Source organism: Pseudomonas sp. R4-15, from assembly GCF_055768815.1.
Genome location: NZ_CM147293.1, coordinates 2469290 through 2491841, shown reverse-complemented (window position 1 = coordinate 2491841; position 22552 = coordinate 2469290). Strand labels below are relative to the sequence as shown.

Here is a 22552-nt window from a genome sequence, read left to right as displayed (position 1 = left end):
CCTCGCGGCTTGCGTGTCGACATACAGTCACTTGCCAGCCATCAAGCAATTGCCGTGCCGCTATATTTTTCCCTTAATAATCAATAATCTGAATTCTTAGCGTCAAGAAATCAGCGCGCACGACGCAAGGCATGGACATGAAAAAGGCCCGCGTGGTCTGCACCAGGCGGGCCTTGGGCGCACGTCGCGCGCTAGTCCTCTCCGTCCTCGTCCTTGCGGCTCATGCCGTACTTGCGCATCTTTTCCACCAGCGTGGTGCGCCGGATACGCAGACGCTCCGCGGCCCGCGCAACCACCCCACCGGCCTCGTCCAGCGCTTGCTGAATCAGCCCCTGCTCGAGGTTGCCGAGGTATTCCTTGAGGTCCAGCCCTTCGGGGGGCAGCATCGCCAGCGCGGTGCCCAGCACCGGTTGCTGACTGGTCAGCGCCGCGCGCTCATCCAATGTTTCACGCAAGCTGGCGGCAAGCTCTTCATCCTCGTCGTCGACGTAGCGGAATTTCTTCGGCAGGTCTCCGACGCCGATCACGCCATAGGGATGCATGATCGCCATGCGCTCGACGAGGTTGGCCAACTCGCGGACGTTGCCCGGCCAGTCATGCTGACACAACGACATGATCGCCGCGGAGTTGAAGCGAATCGAGCCGCGCTTCTCGTTCTCCATCCGCGAAATCAACTCGCTGAGCAGCAACGGGATGTCCTCGACACGCTCACGCAGCGGAGCCATGTCGATGGGGAAGACGTTGAGTCGATAGAACAGGTCCTCACGGAAACTGCCGTCCTCAATCATCTTCTCCAGGTTCTTGTGGGTGGCGGCGATGATGCGCACGTCGGCGCTCTGCGTCTTGTTGCTGCCCACGCGCTCGAAGGTGCGCTCCTGCAGCACACGCAGTAGCTTGACCTGCATCGGCAACGGCATGTCACCGATCTCGTCGAGGAACAGCGTACCGCCGTTGGCCAACTCGAAGCGCCCTGCTCGGCTGGTGATAGCGCCGGTGAAAGCCCCCTTCTCATGGCCGAACAGTTCGCTTTCCAGCAGTTCAGCGGGAATCGCCCCGCAGTTCACCGGAACGAACGGCGCCTCGCGTCGGCGAGAATGGTAATGCAGGTTGCGCGCCACCACTTCCTTGCCGGTGCCAGACTCGCCGAGGATCAGCACGCTGGCCTCGGTGTCGGCCACCTGCTGCATCATCTTGCGGACCTGCTGGATGGCCCGACTGGTACCCACCAGACTGCGGAACAGGTTCGGCTCACGCTGGCGGCCGCGTTCACGCGCCTGGTCGTACATCTCGCGGTACACCTGGGCTCGGTGCAGGGAGTCCAGCAGCTTGTTGTAGCTGGGCGGCATCTCCAGGCATGCGAGCACGCGCTGGCGCAGGCTCTCAGAACAGTCCGCCGCCTGCGAATCGCCGATCAGCAATAAGGGCAGAAACTCGTCCCACTCCGATAGCTGCTGCAGCAACTCGGGGGCGCCGCCCGCCTCGACGGTACCCAGCATCGTGCATAACACATCAGCACTACAACTCAGACCTTGGATGGTCGCCCGCCAGTCGCCACTGCGACAGGCCAAGTGATCCTCACCCAGAAAATTGAGGATGATCGAAAACTCCCTGCGCCGAGCGTCGTCGTCATCGATCAGTAGAATCTTGGTCTCACGCCACATGGAGTCTTCCCGACAGCTGGATTCGCTGCTACCTGACGGTAACAAAACGCTCTTAGTTAAGAGAAAACTCATACAAGAGTCAAATTAATGGCGTAAAAAACCCGGGCAAAGCCCGGGTTCCTGCGCTATGTCAACGCTCAAAAGCGCTGACTCATCCGAACAATTGATAAACCTGAGCACCTTTGCGCGAGCGCTGCGACTCACAAAGTTCCTCGCCCAACTTGCGCTGCTGCTGGGTACAGGTCCCGACCAACTCGCGGTAGAGCACCAACAGGTCCTGCATGCAGCCCACCAGTGCGTCAGTATCAGATTCGGCGTCGAGCAATGCCTGCTCGACCACCTGACGGCATTCCAGATCCAGACGCTTCACCGCATCCCAGTCATGAGCCTGCAGTGCGTCTTGCAAGGCGTTACGCGTACCCTGCAGTTGTTTTACGGTTGCGCTCATGGTGCCGCTCTCCGTTAAGCGATGCCGTCCCAGCCGGCCTTCATCTCGTGCATCAGTGCCGAGACTTCGTCGATACGCTGCATGTCATTATGCAGGTTGGCCTCGGTCAGGCGACGAATCATGTAGTCGTACAAGCTATCCATGTTCTGAGCCAGTTCCCCCTGGGACAGATCCAGAGCACTGCGCAGTCCGCCAATGATGGCAATGGCCTTACCGAGCGACTCGCCTTTCAGGGAGTACTGCTGGCGCTCCATGGCGCCACGCGCTTGTGCCAAGCGCGTCAGTCCACCTTCCATGAGCATCTGGATCAGACGATGAGGGCTGGCATCAACGACCTTGGCCTGAGTGTTGACGCTCTGATACTGACGCATTGCTGCCGTGGCATTCATGAAGGCTGTACTCCAGTGTGAAGCGAGAATACTTCATGTATCGGCATCGGTCGTCGAAGCTTTAGAGCAGCGTAAGCAGAAACGAGCATTTCACAGCATCAGCGTTGCCGTAACAATCGTGGCCTGCCAAAGCCCATGAAGCACCTCAGAGTGTACTCTACCCAGAGGCTGAATCACCGGAAGAACGACCATAGGGTGGGTCAGCTCAAGAGCGCTGGGTTACGCAGCGGGCCATGCCACATCGCCCCATGCTGCCGGACGCGCGCGCAAGGAAAAGACCACAACTCCTCCCAAGCACGCGTAGCCATCCGGAGACGGCTTAGTCGCGCTTGGTGAAGCCTGGCAAGCTGGCCAGTGCGGACTCCAACTGGCTACTGGTGCCATTCAGCTGTCCGATAAGCGCATCCATTGCATTGAACTGGGCGAGCATGCGGGTCTGCATGGAGTCGACACGACGCGCCAGATCCTCACGCTGCTTGGTGATATCCGAGCGAGTCGCCTCCAGCGCCTGCTGACGCTGCTGGATGATCCCACCGGTCTGGGTGTAGGCCGAAATCTTGCCGTCGAGCCGGCTCATCAGTCCTTTATCACCGGTAAACAGCTTGGCCAGGTCGTCGTAATTATTCTCGAGCGCAGCGTCAAGCTTGGTATCGTCGATTGCGATGGTACCGTCTTGCTGCGTGGTGATTCCCAGGTCAGCCAGGATACGGAAACTGCCGCCCTGACTACTGGGCGCAACCAGCTCGTTACGAATGCCACTGAGCAAGTTGCGTACCGTCGCATCGCCAACCAGGCCGCCAACGACGGGCGCACCATCCTCCCCCACCGGAGTGACATTGGTCAGGGTGTTACTGGTCTTGATCAGCGCGTTGTAGGCATCGACGAATTTCTTGACGCTATCCTTTACTGCCGCACTGTCCTGACCGACCTTCAGCGTCAGCGGTTTACCCGCCTCGGTTACGCCGTTCAGGTCGAAACTGACGTCTTCGATCGCATTCGTTACGCTGTTGGTGGGGCTGCTGAGGGTAAGACCGTCGATTTTGAAGGTCGCGTTGCTCGCTTGAGTGATATAGCCGGCACTGCCAGCCGCCGGACTATCGCCCAGAGCCACGCGACCATCCACAGCCAAACCCTGCAACGGTGAACCATCGTCCGCGCTGACGATGATGTCCTTGCCCTGACCGGTTTCATTGCTGCTGAAAACCAGCCGCGAGGTTCCTGTCGAGGGGTCAGTGAGTACGCTTGCCGTAATGCCCTTGTCGGCCAGCTGGGTATTGAGCTGCTCGCGAATACTCGCGAGATCGGAATTGGCGGCGATATTGACCTCGACGCCCTCGTCGTCGCTCCCGAGCTGCACGCGCAACGTCGAGGACGCATCACCGCTGGTGAAGGAGCCATCGACGACCGCCGTAGCGACTTTACTGGCCTGGGCCAGATTCTGAACCTCGATCTTGTAGGTACCGGCCGCCGCTGTTTTTCCAGCGGTCGCGGTCAGTGCCTCTTTGTTGCTCGAAGTCGCCGAGCGCTTCTCGAACAACGAGGCATCGTTGAGATTCTTCATGGCGGTCTGAAAGGTGTTCAACGCACCATTCAGCGTGCCCAAGGCGGAGAACTTGGTTTCGGTGGATTTCGACAGACGGTCCAACTGGGCCGTTTTCGGAGCACGCTCCGCGTCGACCATGGCATTGACCAGATCACTGATCGGCAAACCAGAGTTGATGCCGGTCGTTACGCCACCAATTGCCATTTTCTTCACCTCGTCAGTTAGTTGACGCCTTGTGCGTCCCAGCCACTCAAGCTGAATAGACAGTCAACTTGCGTGCCAACGCTCAGGCTTCAGCCTTGAACATCAGGCTGCGTAACTCATCCAGGCTTTCCGCCAGGCGCAAAGCTTCTTCGGAAGGCAACTGGCGAATGACTTCTCCCGAATTGGTGTCAGTGACCGTGACCACGATCCTGCCGGACGAATCATCTACGCTGAAGTCCAGATCTCGGCTGATCTTCTGCGCGAACGTCCGCATCGACATGACAGCTTCTTCCATCGGTGCGCTGTCCGACGGATCACTCGGAGTGCTCTCGGTGCTCACCGTGCTGGCAACGGCCAGCGCACTCTCGTTGGTCATAGGCACAGGAGCCTCCGCTACCGTGGCTGATGCTACTCGAGTAGCCCCTGACACCTGCGAATTACCTATCCCAATGTCCATTTTCGTCTACCCTCGCAAAGGACAAACGGGGAGAAGCGCGTAGCGCTTCCCCCCGCAGCCAGTGGCAGCGTTATACCTTAGCTTACTGCAGAAGGCTAAGGACCGACTGCGGCAGCTGGTTGGCCTGCGCCAGGATCGCGGTGCCTGCCTGCTGCAGGACCTGGTTCTTGGTCAGGTTCGCCGTTTCCGCAGCGAAGTCGGTGTCCTGGATCCGGCCGCGGGCAGCCGTGACGTTCTCGCTGATATTCTGCAGGTTGGCGATGGTGTTGTCGAAACGGTTTTGCACCGCACCCAGCGTCGCACGCTGCGAGTCGATCATCTTGATCGCGTCGTCGATGACCAGTACCGCCGACTGCGCACCGGCAGCATCGCTGATGTCGATGTCGTTGATCGTAGCGGCCGTCTCTGCAGTGGTCGAACCGGTGACAGTAGTAAAGGCCGCGCCGGTGCCATCGGTATCCGCGAAGCTCACGCTAGTAAAGGTCGGCGTAGTGGCATCGCTGGCATCGGCGCCAGAGATGACCTGGTAAGCGTCGTCCCCGTCCTTCTGCACGCTGAAGCCCAGGTTGGCATCGTTGATACCGGCAGCGATCTTGGCGGTCACGGTGTCCGCGCTGTCGCCTTTCTGCAGTTCTACCTTGACTTCGCCAGAAGTCGCCACGCCGTCGACCGAGTAGTTCACGGTCAAGGTAACCTCACCACTGGCAGTGGCAGCACCGGCAGAGGCAGTACCGAATGCGGTTTTGAAGTAGTTACCTTCCAGCGAATCGCCGCTCATTTCGTCGATGGCGATGCTGATGTTCTCGTTGGCGGCCGAGCCGACCTGGAAGCTGGCGGCGCCGAACGAACCGTCGAGCAGCTTGCGACCACCGAAGGTGGTGGTGTTGCTGATACGATCCAGTTCTTTCTGCAGCTGCTTCACTTCGGAGTTCAGTGCAGTGCGCTCGGAGTCGCTGTTGGAGCCGTTGGCGGACTGCAGGGACAGATCACGCATGCGCTGCAGGATGTTGGTCGACTGCTGCAGTGCGCCTTCGGCGGTCTGCGCCAGGGAGATGCCGTCGTTGGCGTTCTTGGTAGCGACGCTCAGGCCGTTGATCTGGCTGGTCAGACGGTTGGCGATCTGCAGGCCGGCAGCGTCATCCTTGGCACTGTTGATGCGCGAACCGGTCGACAGGCGCTGCAGGGAGGTATTCAGCGACTGGGAAGAAGAGCTCAGGTTCCGCTGGGTGTTCAGGGACGCAATGTTTGTGTTGACGGTAAGAGCCATGGTGAATGTCCTCCATCGGACCTAACTACGTGTTTGCCTGGTGTGCGACTCGAGGCCTGTATCTCCAGGCAACCATTAGAGTTCGCGTTCGTAAGGCTTATCGGCCTGACCATCAGAACCTTTAGGGCTTGCCCTCACCTTTTTTACGAAATCTTCAAGGTGAGGCTTTGGTCCGGTGGCGCGACTCGCTCAACCCACGTATCGACTGCCGCCCGGGAAACTTTAGCGCCACCTCAAACCCGCCAGGCGGCCTGCCAGCGCTGCAGCGCAGCACTGTCCAGCATCCAGTTTTCATGCACCGTCCGGCGCAGTTCATCGCCCATCCGCGCGGTGGCGTCCAGATCCGACACATGCATGCGAATCGCGTCCACCCACTCACGATAACGGTTGCGAACCCGCGTGACCGGCAATGCCCCCTGGTAAGGCCGGATGTCGGTGCAAATCACCGGAAATCCACAGGCGCCGTATTCCAGCAGGCGCAAGTTGCTCTTGCACTCGTTGAACAGGTTCTGCTCCAACGGCGCAATGGCAAGATCGAGGTTCATGGCGGCCAGTCGCTGCGGATAGAGCTCGATCTGCATCCCGGGCACAAATTCTTTGACATAGGGCTTGAGCACATCAGGGCACATGCCCATGAACACCCAATCCACCTCCTCCGCCAGCGCCTTGACCACATCGACCACCAACTCAAGGTCACCCGTATGCCCTCGCCCCCCGGCCCAGCCGACCCGAGGCTTCGCCGACACCCGCCGCTCGGCCGCCAAGTTACCCCACCAATGCACCGGCAAGCGGTTCTCCGCGACCACGATATCCGCGTGATAGCCCGACAGCGCCTCGGCCAATGGTTCAGTCGAGACCACGAACCGGTCTGCATAGCCCAGCCCCCGCCGCAGCGAACGGACGATGTCCTTGGGCATGCTTTCCCGATGCGGACTCTTCAGCGGAAGGTTCGGCAGGTAGTCATCCAGTTCATACACCTTGAAGGCCCGCGAGAACGCCTTCATGCGCCGCATGGTCTCCAGCCGCGCCTCGCTGACCTGGCGCTGCAACACGATCACGTCCGGGTCGTAGCGCTCAAGGTCCACCGCCTGCATCAGCTCTGGTGACAGCTCACCATCCACCAGTCCAGCGTCCCTCAGCGCATGGAAAGGCTGGATCACACGGTAGTGACCACAACCGAAATTGTCCGCCGGATGCGCCAATACCACCGGCACGGGTCGCCATGCCATCAGCGGCCGCCAGGCCTGCTGAATTTCGGCCAGCCGGAAGTCACCACCGGCCTGCAGACTGAGATTGGGGTTGTAGGCCGGGTCCCGCGCCAAGGCTGGCAACCAGCGGGCAAACAGCTCGTCCTGCTGCTGCGGACTTGGCGCCGGGCGCTCGAGGCGGTGCAGGGCCAACCGCGCCCTGGGCGTCCAGACATTGAGGTAGCCGGCCTCGCGCAAGCGCAGGCAAAGATCCACGTCGAACCAACGGCGCCCCAGTTCACTCTCGTCTAGCCCGCCAACGGCCAGGAAGACCTCCCGCGCCAGCATCAGGCATTCGCCGCTGACAGCCGAGTAGTTCTGATCCACGCGCAACCGCTGCAGGTAACCGTCATGGTCCAGCGACTTGCCGAAAAACGGCCGACCGACCGTACCGTCCAGCCCCAGCAACAAGCCCGCATGACTGACCGTACCGTCCGGCGCCAACAGCAAAGCCCCCACCGCACCGACTTCGGGCCGCTGCGCGTGATTCAGCAACTGCTGCAGCCAATCCTCCTGCAATACCGCGCACTCGCCATCGAGCAACAGCAGGTAGTCACCCAGCGCCGCGGCGGCAGCCTGGTTCAACGCTACCCCGGGGTGATCACCAGCCACCCGCACTACCCGCAGCTGGGCCTCGCCCATGCCGGCGATACCGTCCAACCACTCGCTCATCTCGGGTGTCAGCTGCGCTTCGCAGGCCACCAGCAGCAGCTCGTATCCTGGGTGGCGGGTGCTGCCCAGGATGCTCTCAACGCAATGCTGCAGCCGCCCGAGGTCGCTACCGACCTGCAGCAGAAGGCTTACGGTCCCCAGCGGCTCATGCCCATAGTCAATGGCAAACAATCCGGGACCCGCCGACTGCACGGCCGAGTTGGCATATCCACGCACCTGCAGATGCGCGGCAATCGCTCGCGCCTCGGCGGCCTCTGCCGCGGCGGTAATCCCGTCCCTAATGACCAACGGCTCCGACAGGTGCCCCAAGCCCGTGAGACCACTCGCTTCGATCAGCCGCAGCAGGGCATTGAGCTCCAGTGCGCCGTCGAACGCGGCATCAAAGCCACCCATCTCCAGCAGCGCGTCGCGACTGAACAGGCAGTGACTGGCCAGGGCCGCCGGGAAGCTCAACAGCATGTCGAGATTGAAATCGGGCTTGAGGACCGGCGCCAGCTTCCCGCCGGCCTGGCGGTAGACCTCATCGGGATACAGCGCACGGCACTCAGGGCTGCGGGACAATTCGAGCCCCGCCATCATCAGCCCCGATGGGGTGAACTCCTCGCCCGCCTGGGCCAGCAGTACCCAGGGCGCCTCGAGTTCGCCAAGCAGTTGATTCAAGGTCGCGGCCAACCCTTCCGGCGCCAACGCAACCCGCCGCTGAACCAGCCCAGCCTCGCGCGCATCGCCACCGCCGTCACCGACGATGACGACCTCGAGCTCGGGATAGAACGCGGCGCAGAGGGTGAGGCTGTCCAGGGTGAGTTGCGCGGCCTCCGGATCAACAGCTACGCCTGCCAGCACAACCGCCAAGCGCGGCACCTTGGCATGGGCCAGATAGCCATCGATGAGTCGCCGCTGCACAGGCGTAGGCACCCTGGCAGAAAGCCACTGCTGCACGCTCTCCTCGGAACGAGCACGCCCGTGCACTTGCACGAGCCCTTGCACGAGGTCGAACGCTTGCCACTGGTCCGGCGAGTTCAGCGGCGCCACTCTCACTCGATGGTTCGCCTGCGGTCTGACCCAGCCCAACTCGCGCAACGCTGCTCTGAAATTGGCATGTCCCTGGCTGCCGATGCCTGGTTGATCGCGTCCGGCCTGGCTGAATTGGCTCCTCGAGACCCGGAAGCGAGAAAGCGCCCTGGACAGAAACACCAATCCGCCCTTCTTCAGCAATTTCACGTATAGCGCCAGGTCCCCCACCCAGTCGATGGGCTTGCCATTGAGCATCATCAGCTCAATACCCAATTCGAGCAGATGCTCACGGTGGCATAGCACGCTGCTCGGCTCGCCAATGAAGTTGATGGTGTAGTCGCCCAGGAACGACACCAGATCATCCCCCTGCACCAGCACGTCGCCATCGAAGGGGCAACAGGTGGCGAGGATGTCCGGCAGCGGTTCGCCGTGCTCACCCACCCGCTGCCGTCGAGCACTCGCCATGGCAGCGCCCGGCGTGTTCTCAAGAGCCGCTACCAACTGGGTGACCGCGTCAGGCTCCAGCACATCGTCGTCATGCAGGAACTTGATGTACTTGCCTTCGGCAAATCGAATCGTCTTCTCGGTATTGAGCAGCTCGCCCCGCTGATGGATGTTCTTGAAATAGCGAATCGGGAAGCGGGCCCCCGGCGTCAGGCGGGCCACCACCTCAGAAATGGCATCGTCACGCCGATCATCGCAGATGAGAATTTCGATATCGGAATACGTCTGGGCCAGGGCACTCTGCAGCGCCTCCTCGAAGAACGCCGATTTGTAGGCAGGAATTGCAATGGTCACCATCGCAGGCATGACGGGCGTACCTCTTGAGAAATCAGGCGCTTGAGCGGGCGCTCAGCGAGGAGCTATTGACGGAAAGCGTGGGCCACCAGTTGGTCGACTTGCTCATCGACCTCGGCCCCCATGGTTCGCAGGTGAATATCGGGCCTCAGAGGGGCCTCGTAAGGACTGGAGAGACCGGTAAACGAGGGAATTTCACCTCGCCGCGCACGGGCATACAGACCCTTGACGTCGCGACGCTCACACTCGCCAAGCGGCGCATCGACATAGACCTCGACGAATCGATCCCGCCCCAGGCGCTCACGCACACGCTGTCGATCGGACTCGAAGGGAGAAATCAGACTCACCAGCACGACGATCCCTGCATCGAGCAAAACCTTCGCCACTTCACTGACCCGGCGAATGTTTTCCCGGCGGTCATCGTCGCCAAACCCCAGGTCGGCACACAACCCGGCTCGCAGGACATCACCGTCAAGCCATACGACCGAGCAGCCATCTGCCTCGAGGCGTGCCTGCAGACCAGCGCAGAGCGTGCTCTTGCCAGCCCCAGACAGTCCGGTAAACCAGTAGCACCTTGGCTGGATACGCATCATGCGAAGCCCTCGTGAGATGAACGACCGTCACACATCGAGATATCGACCGAGTTCATCCCAATCCAGCAGCGAATCATCCACCCCGCGCGAAGACAGCAGGCTGCGATAGCATTCATGATCCATACGAAAGGCGTCACGAAGAGCCGCCCATTGTTTGTCATGGAAATCGGGACGCTCTTCGGCAAATGGGAAACCTTTGGTGGAAAATCCGAAGGGAACCTCCGGCATCGCCTTGGGCTCGCCTATCAGTTGCGTCATGAAGTGCTCACGCGATTCAGGTGAAGACAAACGAGCGACGGAAATAACCAGTACGTCCTCGGCTTGATACTTTTCTAGCAATTTTTTCAGTGACCAATAGTAAAAACTGGAGATCATAACGGACAAGAATGGATAGCTACGATATGTCAACTGGAATGACTGCTCATAGCGAACACGACTTGCAAAATCCCCCGCTCTCAGGCGGTCCCCTTCGGCCCTAAAATACTTACGGACATAAGCAGTAGAACGTCGCGGATAGTGCTTAAGGGCAATATTTTCCAGCACCTCATCCATTCGCAAAGCGCCCTCAGAGTGTCCTATAGCAAGCTGGTTGTACTGACGCCCCATTTCTGCAGACGATGGGATATTCTGCGCTCCCATCCTGTACATCTGATACGCACTCCACGCTCGCTCCAATGGATTACGGAGACAAACAACGATCTTAGTGGAGTACTCAGGCAACGCATCAATAGAGCGCTCGTTGAGAGCATAACCTACCGATGCATCCAGCAATGGCATACCATCAGTCGAGGGCGGCCAGTTTGCTACTCTGGGAGGAGCATAATCATAGGGCTCCTTTACGCCCTTACGCGCATACCTGGCGACGCCACTCGAGGTCAGCCATCCCGCTAAGGCCGTAGTGCCACATTTCTCCATTCCCGCGATAAAAATGTACTCAGGCGTCACTCAACCCCCTTGGCGCATAAAAATAAAGCGCTCCTGCTTGCCGAAACACCACTTATACGCGCCAACCTGCAAGTAGAGCAGGCCAACTCCAGAAGGCACTATCACAGTCAATGCCCTTTATCCGGCCAGTCCACGTAAAGAATAGTGTCGTAGAAATACATCGAATAATGCCGCAGCCGCAGACGAGCTCCCGGGAGGATGTCGTCTATTACTGCGACGATATCGAGTACATCGAGCGCATGGTGATAGCAGGTAATCGCCATCCGCGGCCGGCAGCGACGAATAAGCTCAGCAGCGCCTCGTAAAACGCTGGCCTCATGCCCCTCCACGTCCATCTTGAGAAAAGTCATCTTTTCCAGAACATCATCAAGGCGAACGCATTCCACCTGACTTTCCCCGCCTACCTCGGCGCGACTCCCCATCGTGCCCTTGGCCGCAAAGCTCAAGAAGCCCTGGGTGTCTGACACCGCCTGGTTGTGCATTTTCACGCCCGCAAACTCGTCACCAGCCAGCGAGCGACACATGGCAGCATAATTCTCCGGGTCCGGTTCGAATGCATGAATCGCTTCATATTGATATCGAGCCGCCAGGAGAAACTTTCTGACCGTATCGCCATCGTAGGCGCCGATATCGACGTAGTGCTCGTCTCCGTTCAAGCGGAACGGGTGACCAGAGCCGCCAAAGGCAGAGAAATATTCCTGTTCGATGGGACAAAGCACATCCAGCAAGGCCAAGCGGTTACCGTCGCCTCGCATACGCATGATGGCCTCCAGCGTGTGCTGGCTGAGCTCGTCAGCCAGCCGTTGACGCAATATGCTGAACTCGGACCGATGGGCCTCAGTCAAGTCGCGCGTCTCTCTCCCCGTCTGGTAAATCAGCGGTATATCGAGCACATAGAGCAACTCCGGGAGATCAAAAAAATGATCACAGCTCGCTTCGCCCAATTGCTGCAAGACCAACCATGTAGGCAGGGAGTAGGCGCAGTTCACGAGCGGTACTTCTCGCTCGAGCCCCCCTCCACGCATCTCTCCGGTAGAAATTACTTTCGTGAAGCCAGCCTCTCGGGCGCTTTCAGGATGTGAAATGAAATAATCGTCAACGGCGATTACCTGTACCTGAGGAAGCCGCTGCGAGAGCCTATCTAATATTACCGAACCACAAACCCTTCCCAGATAAGAGCTGGGGGCGAGCAACAACAGCTTTCCGGCACGGGCGACAGTTGCAAGAAAATCATCCGCGCGAAAAGCGCTCTGCATAATATCCAAAGGATAGCTCCTCAGTGCGTCAGGATTCGAGCCCCTTCGGGCATTAGCAAATCGAAGAAGGATCGGTCGGGCAAAACCTCCGGCAACACGCTAGGTAACAACCATTCACAATGACGACCGATTCGGGAGTTTGCCGAAGTAGAGCTTCCTGCCCCCAACGAGGTGCCTGTCCCAATCTTGGAAGCGCGCCCTACCAGAACCCGGGCACCAAGGGTTACACATGCCCCGAGCCGACTGTCCCTTTCTACGATTACGGCGCGATCTACCCAGCAGCCGGTGCCCAGCGAACTCCCCGACAGCAGATGACAGCCCGGCCCAACATACACGTTGCCCATTAGGCAAACATCCGGATCGAGCGACGCATCAGGCGCTAAGATGTTCTGCGGCGAATAGCCTTTCAGGCGCACTTCAGCCACCAACTTATGCCGGGCCAAGTTGACTCCCCGACCATCCAGAGCAACGAAAACTGCCGTATCTGCTGGACGGTAATGATCGCATAGTGGCTCTAGGTCGAAATTGAACCGATCAGCGGTGCGCAGTTCGATACGATCGAATGAAAGCCCGGCGTTTACTGCCGTTGCACAGGCCTGTTCCAGCGCCTGACCACTCCCTGCAATCACCAGCGCTTTCATTGCTCACCCTCCAGCACATTGCAGCGATACCAAAGGTGCTGCTGAACCAACATGTCCTCATAATTGCCGTGCATGAATGGCACAGAGTCCTCGATTAGCCCTTCCTGCAGTCGCTCCAGAACAACGGTATCCTCTTTGATTACCGCGCGTTCTCCCCGCATCAACGTACTGAGCAACGCAGTAAGTTCCGTCCGGACATCTGCGCGCTTGGCGGTCATGACCCATAAGTGGTAGTCCGTTTCGCCTGGCGATACCGGATCAAACTGCTGTATATGAAACTGCTCACCACTGACGCTTCCAAAATTCACATTTGGATAAATGAACCAGTTGTAGTAGGCATGCTCGCCCTTGCGATACGCGTGACACTTATCAGTAAACCAAGTTTTGTAGGGCTTGATCGGAGCAACAGTCGAATAACTCAGCAGTGAAAGCGACGGTATATCTTTCGTTTCCAGCAGCGCTATAAGCGAGGACTTCTCCGCCCCAGCATCATCGTTAGATGGCTCCGCTTTTGGCGATGAGTTCATCAACGGCATGAACGTTTTTGGATGCACGAACGGAACGTGATTGTAATCCTTCACATTCTCCATATTGAGCTTCCAGTTATATCGAGCGCGATGACAACTATAGATAATCTGCGTATCAAAAAAATCCGACACTTCGCGCAACTTAGCCAGAAACTCAGAAGAAAACTGCTCTTCGAGCGCCAACGGCTCTTTGGAGAAGTTCACAAAAAGCAGTTGCCCCACCTCCTCCAGGTGCAACTTGTGCAGGGAAATCCCCTCTCGCTCGGCGGCAGTAAAGTTATAGAGCCCCGCATTAGGCAGCCCACGCAACTCACCCTCGGCCCCGAACGACCAGGCGTGATAGGGACAGATCAACGGGCCCTTGCCACAGGGCTCTGTCTTGAGCGAGGAAAGGCGGTGCGGGCATTGATTGAGAAACGCCCGTATACCAGCTTCGGTACGTTGAACCAGCAACGGACGCCCGGCAACCTTACGGGTGAAAAACTGATGCTTTTCCCTGACCATCGACGAGAAGCCGACAAAGATCCAGAGTCGGCCAAAAAGGTTCTTTCGCTCGAGATCGAGCGTTTCCGAACTGATGTAATGCTTTGCATCCAGCGCATGACGTGACATGGGGCGCTCTCAGGTCCGTGTACTGATGAATTACTTCTGAAAGATGATTCGCGCCGGATTACCCACCACGCTCGCGCCAGCGGGCACGTCCTTGAACACCACGCTCCCCGCCCCGATGACGGCGCCATCACCAATATGGACACCCGGCGTCAGTGTGGAATGCGGATGCACCACGACATCGTTGCCGATGACGACACCCCCACCGATGAACACAAAGCTACCAATCTGTACGTAGTCGCCAATGACGACATCGTGAGCAATGATCGTGGTGGACAGTACGGTAACGAACTCCCCCAACTGGGTATCCGAACCGATGGAGACGCGCGAGTCGAAAACACCACCTCGACCGATATTCAGTGGCGTCGCTTCTCGAAAGGGTGGCGGATGAAACACGATGAAATCCGCCCCCTTTTCGATCAGTGCTTTCGTGTAATGACGGCGCGCGGCCGGGTCACCGATCGCGCAGACAAAGATGTCTCCCGTGACCGGCTGGTAATCCAGTGGCGCACCCACGATAGGCCAATAAGTGCTGCCCTTAAGATGATCCCTGTCATCAAGAAAGCCCTTGATGTCCCAGTCCTTCCCGCAGGCCGGATCATCATGGTAAGCGAGCGAGGCGATATCCTTCCCGAAGCCACCCGCCCCTACCACAACCAGGTGATGGGGGGGCGTATTTACCAGCTCATCACTCATGCAAACTCGACTCCACCGTCCATGCTGAACGCTTGCCCGGTCACTTTGGCGCTGGCATCGGAAAGGAGATACAGGCAGGCATTGGCAACGTCTTCCGGCTGGCCGATACCCAAGGGGTAGCGCTTGCAGCTTTCCTCGAACCAGCGGATGTCTTCGGTAATCAGGGTGGTCTCCACCAGACCGGGACACAGCGCATTGGCACGGATACCGCGTTTTGCCAGCTCCAGCGCCAGCGGTCGCATGCTACCGATAAGGGCAGCCTTGGAACCCGCGTAGGGTCCGACACCCACAGTGCCCGTCAGCGCGGCGATGGAGGACAGGAAAACGATCGAGCCACCCTGTCGGATGGATTGCCTCGCCAGCAAATGACGGGTCAACATCATGGGCGCGTGGTAATTGATCGCCATGACCTGCTGCAGAAACGCCTCACTCACCATACGCATGGGAGCCAGGCCCCGAATACCTGCACTGTGAACGACGCCATCGACGTGCCCGCATTCGGCAGCGAGTTGCTTAAGCGTCTCGGCGTCGCTGAGATCGCCCGCGAAGATGCGATGGCCACTACCCTGCAGCGAAGCCAGTGTTTCATCCAGTCGGTCCGCATCGCGCCCGCAGATCAGCAGAGTCGCGCCAGCATCGGCACACGCCCGAGCCACGGCCTGACCAATACCCTTGGAGGCACCGGTGACCAGCACGGTCTTGCCTGCCAACCCATAAAGGGAATTCAACAGCGCCTGTACGGAATCGCCAGTCGGGCTGTCGGAAACGGTCGGAGCTTCAGTACTCATAAGCGTATCGGCAGGGAAATGCCGCCATCGATGGTCAGAGTGGTACGGGTGATCCAGCGGCTAGCCTGAGATAGCAAATAGACAGCACCTTGTGCGACGTCCTGCGGATCAATCCGCCCCAGAGGGGTCAGGCCAATCTTGTCAGCCATGTCGGCACTGCTACCCAGTCCGCTCAGCATCGGGGTATCCACATAGCCTGGAGCGATACAGTTTGCGCGGATTCTCTGCTTCGCCTGCTCAAGGCCCAGTGTCCGCACAGCCGCCTCCAAGGCTGCCTTCGAGGCGGCATAACCGGCAGCAGCCTGCGGGCAAGCCCGGGCGGACAATGCAGACACATAGACCAAGGATGCACCCTCGCGCAGCCGGCGCTTGAACAGTAGCTGCTGCGTCAGCGTTATGGGGGCTAGATAGTTGACCGCCAGCATCTGCTGAAGGTGCTTCTCCGCAGCCATACGAAATGGAACCAGCGCCGCAATACCTGCGCAGGAAGCAAGACCGTCATAGCCCTCTGCGGCTTCAAGCAGGCGCTGTCGTGTCTCCGGCTCCGTGAGATCGCCGACCACCGCCATGTGCCCACTTCCGCTCAGACTGGAAAGGGTGGCGCTCAAGCGCTCTTCATTACGACCGTTGATGATCAGACGAGCCCCAAGGCGCGCGCAAAGTCCCGCCGTAGCCGCGCCAATACCAGAAGAGGCACCGGTGACCAGAATGGTCTTCCCCTCGAGCCCGAAGGCGGCGGTTCCCGACGTACTGACAGTCATCACGACTCGACCAGATCGGGGAACACCGCGCCGTCGATATCCACCAGGCAGGTACCCCAGGAGAGCCCGATGCCGAAGCCGGATAGAAGTACGCGCTTGGGCCCGGACTCGAGTTCCTTGTTGATGCGCGCGGTCATGGTCACCGGCAGGGAAGCGCCACTGGTATTGCCGAAGTCGCGCAAGGTCGACGGGACCTTCTCCGCGGGCAAGCCGAGTTTCTTGCGGATGGTTTCGTTGATCATCCGGTTGGCCTGGTGGAAGACGAAGTAGTCCACCTCGTCCTTGCTCACCTGTGCGTAGCCGAGCAGCTTCTCCACGGCGGGCGGCACGCGCTGGGTCGAAAAGCTGAGCACTGCCGGACCGTCCAGTTGCAGGTCCGTGGCGTGGTGCCAGTGATCGTTCTCATCTTCCCGATAGGGCAGCAGATGCTGAACTCCCACCGGCTCACGCTGCCCGCCCACCGGCAGGATGATCGCGCGGTAGCCGCTACCATCGCTGTTCAGGTCGAAATACATCGGCGGCGCACCCTCGCAGAACTCCAGAGCCGTCGCGGTGCCTGCATCGGAGAAGATCGGGTCATTCAGGTTGGCGCTACGGTCGCCGACCAGCAGCAAACCCTTCTTGACGCCCCCGGCCGCGATCATCGAGCCCAGCAGGTTGATGCCGAAGGGGTAGGCCGAGCAGCCAAGGTTCACATCGAAAGCCACCGTCGCATGGGACAGCCCCAGGCGATCCTGCAGAATGATCGCGGTTGCCGGGATCAGATAGTCGGGCGACTGGGTTACCACGATCAGCGCATCGACCTCTTCCCTCGCCCACTGCAAACGCTCCAGCAGTGCTTGCGTCGCGTCGAACGCCAGGTCGGAAAAGCATTGCCATTCCGGCGCCATGCGGCGGGTCTCGATGCCGATATTGCGCACCAGTCGCTCGCGCTCCGAACGAATCTGCGGACGGCAGTCGGTCAGGTTGGAGACCACCCGCTTCGGCACGCAGGTGGCCATGCCGGCGAAACGAACGTTATGCAGCGTCGAGGTTGGCATGATTACTGTCCGGTCAGCGCGTAAAGTTCACCCAGGGTCACGATGGCCTCGAGATCCTCGCCCGTGATGGTCCTGCCGTACTCCATGTCGAACATCACGATGACACCCAGCGCCGCGAGCGAGTCCCACTCGGGCAGATCGGCCAGCACGGTATCCATCGTCACTTCGACGGGATTCTGAAAATCGGTGGCGGAAAGAAAGTTCTCGATGAATTGAGCCTGGCTCATAAGACTGCTTCCTGATACTGGATGTGATGAAACTGGAGTTAGGCTGAAATGAGCGCTGCGCGACTAGCGACGGATCACCGTGCGGATCAACGCCACGACACGCTCTACGTCGCCACGCGTCAACGTGGGGTAAATGGGTAAGCAGATCACTCGTTCAGCAACCGAGCGCGCCACCGGCAGGTTCGCCGGCGCTGATGACGGCAGGCCACTATACATCGGGAAGTCACTGATAAGCGGGTAAAAATAGCGCCTGACCATGACATCGTGGCTTCTCAGGTATTCATACAATTCGTCGCGCGAAAGCGGAAAAACATCTTCGACGAGGATGGGGAAATAGGCATGGTTGGCAAAACGCTGCCCCCCCGAATCAAGACAGGTAATACCCGCCACTTCGCACAGCAATTCGCGGTATTTTCGATCGACCGCCCCGCGCTCGGCCAGGGCCTGATCGACGTGCTTGAGTTGCAGCAGGCCGAACGCCGCACTCACTTCGTTGAGTTTGCCGTTGATTCCCGGCAGAACGACGGTCACTTCGTCGAGAAAACCGAAGTTCTTGAGTTGGTCGATTCGCTGCTTTGTCGCCTCATCGTGACAGATGATCGCGCCGCCCTCGAAGGTGTTGAAGACCTTGGTGGCGTGGAAACTCAACACGCTCAGATCACCATGACGCAAGATCGAGCCGCCCGCATCACGCACCGCGAAGGCGTGCGCCGCGTCGTAGATGACGCGCAGATTGTAACGATCAGCGATCTCCTGGATCCGCTCCACGTCACACGGACTGCCGTAGCAATGAACCGGCAGAATCGCCGTCGTCTGCGGGGTGATGGCTGCTTCGATCTTGTTCGGGTCGAGATTGAGCGTCACCGGGTCGATATCGACGAACACGGGACGCATGCCATTCCAGGTCAATGCGTGGCTGGTGGCGACGAACGAATACGGAGTGGTAATCACCTCACCGGTCACGCGCAAACTCTGCAATGCCGTAAGCAGAGCCAAGGTCCCATTCGCAAACAACGAGATGTATTCGACGCCCAGATACTCACACAATGCCGTTTCGAGCGCTTGATGCATTGCCCCGCCGTTAGTCAGAAAACGGCTCTCCCAGATCTTTTCAAGGTAGGGCAGGAATTCTTCCAGAGGGGGCAGAAGCGGGCTTGTGACCTGTATTGGTCGATCCATACGTAATTCTCTTGAGAGCACAACGGACGTCGCAACGTCGTCGAGCAATGGGGATACACCAGACAGGCGCGAGCGAACCTACTTTGTCCATTGTGGATGCGCTATGCAACACGCGCAAAACCACACCCCTGCAAAAGCCTACGCCCCCTTCAAAGCTGGCTGAACAGATTCAAGCTGCTGATTTTCACATAGCTCTGCTGCGCGGCCTGGAGCACCAGGCTCTGGAATGACAGGCGGGAAAGGGCTTCCGGGTAGTCCAGTTCACGCAGGTCGGCCTGTACCGACTTGTTGACCAGCGCCGTGTCTTCATTGTCGGTCAGGGTGCTTTCGATGGTGTTCAGGCGCGCACCGATCTCGCCACGCGTGCTGTCGATCACAATACTGGCATTGGACATGTTGGTTATCGCCTCTGCCACGGCATCACGTACCCGCAGGTTGCCTTCCGGGGTCGCGGGCTCGGACTCCAGGGCCTTGCGCAGGTTGGCGATGGAGTCGAGCACGCCTTGCTTCTGCTTGTCCGGATTGGAGGTGACCGTGATGCTGTCGCCGCTGACCGGCGTTCCGTCCAGGTTGATCACCACCCCCCGGAAAACCAGCTTGTCGGCCGTTTCGGCTTGCTCGTCCATGGTCCCGGTAGCGAGCGCCGGGGTGGTGGTTCCCGCCGCAAAGACCTCGTAGCTGCTGGCATCCGGGTTGCCGAAGACGATGTCGATGCCGGCATCCGGAAACGCGGGGTTACCGGAAAAGGCGACCTCATCCTGTACCAACGGTGTGGATGAACGCAGGGTGGAACCCGCCTGCAAGGTCGTGGCCGCGTCCAGCCGTCCGGCATTGGTGACGCTCTGGAAGACCTTCTTACCGTTATCGCTGATCGGAATGTTCAGCGCGCTGGCGATCTCCAGTTTGCGCTGCCCTTCATCGCCCTGATAGCTATAACTGCCGTCGGCGTTTTGCTGAAAAGGCTCGGACTTACCCTGAAAGCCGGAGAACAGGTACTCGCCTCGGGCGTTCTTGGTATTCATCAAGCCCAGCAGTTCGTCTTCACGCTCGCCCAATTCGGCAGCGATGGACTTTCGATCATCCGCACTGAGGGCTCCGTTGCCTGCCTGCACTGCCAGTTCCTGCACCCGAAGCAGCACGGTATTGACCGAATTCAGCGTCACTTCTTCCTGATTCAGGCTGTTCTGCGCAGCGGTCATGTTGCTGCTGTACTGGGTCAGCACGTTCTGCTGCTGCTCCAACTGCAGCAAGCGCACAGAGGCCACCGGATCGTCCGCCGGCGTGAGGATGCGATTGCCGGTACTGATCTGTTCCTGGGTGCGGATGGCGTCGGCGTAATTACGCTGCAGGCCTTGCACGCCGCTATTGAACGCCTGGGGAGTGGAAATGCGCATATGCTGCCTCGCTCGTCTGACCGCACCGAAAACCTTCGGGCGACAACCCGTAAATAGTTACCTGGACTACCGCTGCCTGGGTGGCTCACCTGCGTCGGAAGACGCTTGCTCGATCCCACCCGCGTCGCTGTTGCTCACGCCCGACTAACAGTCCGCTACCTGAACGCCCCAAGCAGGGTATCGAACACGCTGCGGGCAACTTGAATGATCTGCGCCGACGCGTTGTAGTACTGCTCAAACTTGATCAAATTGGCCGCCTCTTCATCCAGGTTCACCGCAGACAATGAGTCCCGATTGTCCTGTGCCTGCGCCAGAATGGACGTCGTCGCATCGCTATCCTGACGGGCCTGGGCGGTCAGCGTGCCAACGCGCTCGACCAGATCCCCGTAGCTGTCGGTAAAGCTGGCGCCCGTGGTGATACCGCTCACCGTAGGATCGACGCCGATCACCTGCTTGGTTTGCAGACCAACCAGCGCCAGCGCGTTGCGGTTATCCGATACACCGTTCTGGTTGAAGCCGATGTCGAAGCGGTCACCATCCTCCGGACGCCCGCTCATGCTCATGCTCACGCTGGTGCCATCGGCCAGGGTCAGTTGAAAATCGTTCTGCAGGCCCGGTGTGTACAGCGGCGTAGGCGCTGGCGTGAGGGGTTGCCCCTTGCTGTCTACACGCGTGAGCGTCGCCCCCGCCGGCAGTCCCGAGAAGCCCCCCGAGGCCGCGTCGTAGGTCAGCGTCAGGGGCGCGAAGGCCGCTTGCAATGCAGCAGGATCGATATTGCTGCCGGTGGCCTGCAATATCGGCTGGCTGATCGTGCCATTACCGCGGTTCTGCAGATTCGCCTCGGCGCGAACCGGAGAGGCGAACGCCAACTGCTCAGCCTGATCCAGTACGGTCGAAATCGACGCCGCTCCCTTGCGCGTGGGCTGCAGAACAAAGGAATCGCCGGCTGCTGGCGCAGGCGTACCGACAACGAGCTGAATCCCCTGATCCCGACCGGCACTATCGGCGAAGCTCAAGGTGCCCGCCGGATTCTCGCTGACCGTCATCAGCTGGTTATCGCTCAGGCGCCGCGCCGTGTAGTTGGTGCCGTCGAATTCCAGTCGATAGTCACTGGTGGTCAGCAGTGAGCTGTCAGTGATGTTCAACAGTGGTGAAGCGTTGCTGCTGTTGGTCGAGGACGGCAACACCCGCAGACGGGCCGCGGCGGCTTCGTTCAAATCACCGAAGAGCTCAGCCCCGACCTGTCCCTTGAGGTCCAGACCCTGCCCCAATTGGCTGTTGATCTGGTCACTGATGGACAGCGCAAGGCGACCGATGGAGTTGAAGGTGGTATCCAGCACCTCCTCGCGATAACGCAAGAGGCCGCCCAACTCCCCTCCGGTCACCTGGCTGGAGATGGTTTGCCGTGAATCGCCGACGACGAACTGCACCTCGACCCGATTGGGATCATTGGTGCCAGGTACCACCTCCAGTTTCGCTGCCGTGCCGCCGACCACCAGCGGCTGACCGGAGCCGATGAACACATTCTGCGAACCATCGCTCTGCGCAACCACGTTGACACCGATGAACGTCGACAGCTGTCTTATCGACTCGTCCCGGGCATCGAGCAAGTCATTGGGCTGGCTGCCGTTGGCCTGAGCGATGGCGATCGAATTGTTCAGGCTGGCAATGGAGGTAGACAGGCGATTGATCTGATCGCTGACCGCGCTCATCTGCTTATTCGCGAACGCGTTCTGCTCGTCCAGACGGTCGTAGATGGTATTGAAGCGTCTGCTCAGGCCCTCCGCCTCGGAAAGCACCAACTGCCGCGCCGGCAGGTTGGCAGGGTCCTCTGCGGCGGTCTGCAGTGCCGAAAAGAACTTCTGCATCGACGGCGTGATGCCCGTGGTCGTGCCCGCCAACAGCGAGTCCAACTGATCGATCTGGCTCTTGTAAGCCGCAACGTCACTGTTCAGCGACGTCGTGCTGCGCAGCTGCGTGGTCAGGAACTCGCTGTAACTACGGCGAATATCGACCAGCGTGGTGCCCGAACCGATGTACCCGGCGCCACTGAGCTGCGGCGTCTGCGTCGACTGGACCGTATCCTGGCGACTGAAGCCCGGCGTATTGACGTTGGTGATGTTATGGCCGGTCACGGAGAGCGACGTCTTGTTCGCCGCCAACCCGGATAGACCAATTTTGAGTAGGTCAGCCATG

20 protein-coding genes are annotated in these 22552 nt (G+C 59.4%); all 20 read right to left on the bottom strand.

Translation table 11 applies throughout. The features are described 5' to 3' along the window. Positions 1–191 precede the first annotated feature (191 nt). A complete protein-coding gene (locus ACYRGX_RS11860) occupies positions 192–1661 on the bottom strand; it encodes a sigma-54 dependent transcriptional regulator (RefSeq protein WP_473052679.1) in 1470 nt (489 codons plus the stop codon). Between the two features lie 151 nt (positions 1662–1812). Then, complete coding sequence (locus ACYRGX_RS11855; protein ID WP_473052678.1) at positions 1813–2109, bottom strand: flagellar protein FliT; 297 nt, start codon at positions 2107–2109, stop codon at positions 1813–1815. A 14-nt stretch (positions 2110–2123) separates the two neighbouring features. Then, positions 2124–2498 carry a flagellar export chaperone FliS gene (gene fliS / locus ACYRGX_RS11850; RefSeq protein WP_473052677.1) on the bottom strand — a complete coding sequence of 125 codons (375 nt, stop codon included), beginning with the start codon at positions 2496–2498 and terminating at the stop codon, positions 2124–2126. 319 nt (positions 2499–2817) lie between these two features. Next, complete coding sequence (fliD, locus tag ACYRGX_RS11845) at positions 2818–4245, bottom strand: flagellar filament capping protein FliD (RefSeq protein ID WP_473052676.1); 1428 nt, start codon at positions 4243–4245, stop codon at positions 2818–2820. 82 nt (positions 4246–4327) lie between these two features. Continuing rightward, complete coding sequence (locus ACYRGX_RS11840) at positions 4328–4702, bottom strand: flagellar protein FlaG (RefSeq protein ID WP_473052675.1); 375 nt, start codon at positions 4700–4702, stop codon at positions 4328–4330. A gap of 82 nt (positions 4703–4784) precedes the next feature. Next, positions 4785–5969, bottom strand: coding sequence for a flagellin (locus tag ACYRGX_RS11835; protein ID WP_473052674.1), 1185 nt, complete (start codon positions 5967–5969; stop codon positions 4785–4787). A gap of 233 nt (positions 5970–6202) precedes the next feature. Beyond that, a complete protein-coding gene (locus ACYRGX_RS11830; protein WP_473052673.1) occupies positions 6203–9712 on the bottom strand; it encodes a glycosyltransferase in 3510 nt (1169 codons plus the stop codon). A 53-nt stretch (positions 9713–9765) separates the two neighbouring features. Continuing rightward, positions 9766–10293 carry an adenylyl-sulfate kinase gene (gene cysC, locus ACYRGX_RS11825; RefSeq protein ID WP_473052672.1) on the bottom strand — a complete coding sequence of 176 codons (528 nt, stop codon included), beginning with the start codon at positions 10291–10293 and terminating at the stop codon, positions 9766–9768. 27 nt (positions 10294–10320) lie between these two features. Then, positions 10321–11070 (bottom strand): hypothetical protein, encoded by a 750-nt coding sequence (locus ACYRGX_RS11820; RefSeq protein ID WP_473052671.1) that lies wholly within the window; start codon positions 11068–11070, stop codon positions 10321–10323. 275 nt (positions 11071–11345) lie between these two features. After that, positions 11346–12494 carry an FkbM family methyltransferase gene (locus tag ACYRGX_RS11815; RefSeq protein WP_473056680.1) on the bottom strand — a complete coding sequence of 383 codons (1149 nt, stop codon included), beginning with the start codon at positions 12492–12494 and terminating at the stop codon, positions 11346–11348. A gap of 20 nt (positions 12495–12514) precedes the next feature. Beyond that, positions 12515–13135: an LbetaH domain-containing protein gene (locus tag ACYRGX_RS11810; RefSeq protein WP_473052670.1), complete on the bottom strand. Its 621-nt coding sequence runs from the start codon at positions 13133–13135 to the stop codon at positions 12515–12517. After that, positions 13132–14274, bottom strand: a complete 1143-nt coding sequence (locus tag ACYRGX_RS11805) for an aromatic ring-hydroxylating oxygenase subunit alpha (RefSeq protein WP_473052669.1) — start codon at positions 14272–14274, stop codon at positions 13132–13134. The genes ACYRGX_RS11810 and ACYRGX_RS11805 overlap by 4 nt, the downstream gene beginning before the upstream one ends. Before the next feature lie 30 nt (positions 14275–14304). Further along, entirely contained in the window at positions 14305–14967 is a 663-nt protein-coding gene (locus ACYRGX_RS11800) for a NeuD/PglB/VioB family sugar acetyltransferase (protein WP_473052668.1), read from the bottom strand. Next, on the bottom strand, positions 14964–15755 hold the full coding sequence (locus ACYRGX_RS11795; protein WP_473052667.1) for an SDR family NAD(P)-dependent oxidoreductase: 792 nt from the start codon (positions 15753–15755) through the stop codon (positions 14964–14966). Before ACYRGX_RS11795 ends, ACYRGX_RS11800 begins: the two co-directional genes overlap by 4 nt. Next, positions 15752–16516, bottom strand: a complete 765-nt coding sequence (locus tag ACYRGX_RS11790) for an SDR family NAD(P)-dependent oxidoreductase (protein ID WP_473052666.1) — start codon at positions 16514–16516, stop codon at positions 15752–15754. Before ACYRGX_RS11790 ends, ACYRGX_RS11795 begins: the two co-directional genes overlap by 4 nt. Next, positions 16516–17556 (bottom strand): ketoacyl-ACP synthase III, encoded by a 1041-nt coding sequence (locus tag ACYRGX_RS11785; RefSeq protein WP_473052665.1) that lies wholly within the window; start codon positions 17554–17556, stop codon positions 16516–16518. The genes ACYRGX_RS11790 and ACYRGX_RS11785 overlap by 1 nt, the downstream gene beginning before the upstream one ends. A gap of 2 nt (positions 17557–17558) precedes the next feature. Then, a complete protein-coding gene (locus tag ACYRGX_RS11780) occupies positions 17559–17783 on the bottom strand; it encodes an acyl carrier protein (protein ID WP_473052664.1) in 225 nt (74 codons plus the stop codon). A 63-nt stretch (positions 17784–17846) separates the two neighbouring features. Beyond that, positions 17847–18962 (bottom strand): DegT/DnrJ/EryC1/StrS family aminotransferase, encoded by a 1116-nt coding sequence (locus ACYRGX_RS11775; protein WP_473052663.1) that lies wholly within the window; start codon positions 18960–18962, stop codon positions 17847–17849. Positions 18963–19111: 149 nt separating this feature from the next. After that, positions 19112–20356, bottom strand: a complete 1245-nt coding sequence (gene flgL / locus ACYRGX_RS11770) for a flagellar hook-associated protein FlgL (RefSeq protein ID WP_473052662.1) — start codon at positions 20354–20356, stop codon at positions 19112–19114. A gap of 155 nt (positions 20357–20511) precedes the next feature. Continuing rightward, positions 20512–22551 (bottom strand): flagellar hook-associated protein FlgK, encoded by a 2040-nt coding sequence (gene flgK, locus ACYRGX_RS11765; RefSeq protein WP_473052661.1) that lies wholly within the window; start codon positions 22549–22551, stop codon positions 20512–20514. Between the last annotated feature and the right edge of the window lies 1 nt (position 22552).

Bases quoted from the DNA above. Each gene is read 5' to 3' on its own strand.
- ACYRGX_RS11860 (WP_473052679.1), bottom strand. From the start codon at position 1,661: ATGTGGCGTGAGACCAAGATTCTACTGATCGATGACGACGACGCTCGG.
- ACYRGX_RS11855 (WP_473052678.1), bottom strand. From the start codon at position 2,109: ATGAGCGCAACCGTAAAACAACTGCAGGGTACGCGTAACGCCTTGCAA.
- fliS (WP_473052677.1), bottom strand. From the start codon at position 2,498: ATGAATGCCACGGCAGCAATGCGTCAGTATCAGAGCGTCAACACTCAG.
- fliD (WP_473052676.1), bottom strand. From the start codon at position 4,245: ATGGCAATTGGTGGCGTAACGACCGGCATCAACTCTGGTTTGCCGATC.
- ACYRGX_RS11840 (WP_473052675.1), bottom strand. From the start codon at position 4,702: ATGGACATTGGGATAGGTAATTCGCAGGTGTCAGGGGCTACTCGAGTA.
- ACYRGX_RS11835 (WP_473052674.1), bottom strand. From the start codon at position 5,969: ATGGCTCTTACCGTCAACACAAACATTGCGTCCCTGAACACCCAGCGG.
- ACYRGX_RS11830 (WP_473052673.1), bottom strand. From the start codon at position 9,712: ATGCCTGCGATGGTGACCATTGCAATTCCTGCCTACAAATCGGCGTTC.
- cysC (WP_473052672.1), bottom strand. From the start codon at position 10,293: ATGATGCGTATCCAGCCAAGGTGCTACTGGTTTACCGGACTGTCTGGG.
- ACYRGX_RS11820 (WP_473052671.1), bottom strand. From the start codon at position 11,070: ATGCCATTGCTGGATGCATCGGTAGGTTATGCTCTCAACGAGCGCTCT.
- ACYRGX_RS11815 (WP_473056680.1), bottom strand. From the start codon at position 12,494: ATGCAGAGCGCTTTTCGCGCGGATGATTTTCTTGCAACTGTCGCCCGT.
- ACYRGX_RS11810 (WP_473052670.1), bottom strand. From the start codon at position 13,135: ATGAAAGCGCTGGTGATTGCAGGGAGTGGTCAGGCGCTGGAACAGGCC.
- ACYRGX_RS11805 (WP_473052669.1), bottom strand. From the start codon at position 14,274: ATGTCACGTCATGCGCTGGATGCAAAGCATTACATCAGTTCGGAAACG.
- ACYRGX_RS11800 (WP_473052668.1), bottom strand. From the start codon at position 14,967: ATGAGTGATGAGCTGGTAAATACGCCCCCCCATCACCTGGTTGTGGTA.
- ACYRGX_RS11795 (WP_473052667.1), bottom strand. From the start codon at position 15,755: ATGAGTACTGAAGCTCCGACCGTTTCCGACAGCCCGACTGGCGATTCC.
- ACYRGX_RS11790 (WP_473052666.1), bottom strand. From the start codon at position 16,516: ATGACTGTCAGTACGTCGGGAACCGCCGCCTTCGGGCTCGAGGGGAAG.
- ACYRGX_RS11785 (WP_473052665.1), bottom strand. From the start codon at position 17,556: ATGCCAACCTCGACGCTGCATAACGTTCGTTTCGCCGGCATGGCCACC.
- ACYRGX_RS11780 (WP_473052664.1), bottom strand. From the start codon at position 17,783: ATGAGCCAGGCTCAATTCATCGAGAACTTTCTTTCCGCCACCGATTTT.
- ACYRGX_RS11775 (WP_473052663.1), bottom strand. From the start codon at position 18,962: ATGGATCGACCAATACAGGTCACAAGCCCGCTTCTGCCCCCTCTGGAA.
- flgL (WP_473052662.1), bottom strand. From the start codon at position 20,356: ATGCGCATTTCCACTCCCCAGGCGTTCAATAGCGGCGTGCAAGGCCTG.
- flgK (WP_473052661.1), bottom strand. From the start codon at position 22,551: ATGGCTGACCTACTCAAAATTGGTCTATCCGGGTTGGCGGCGAACAAG.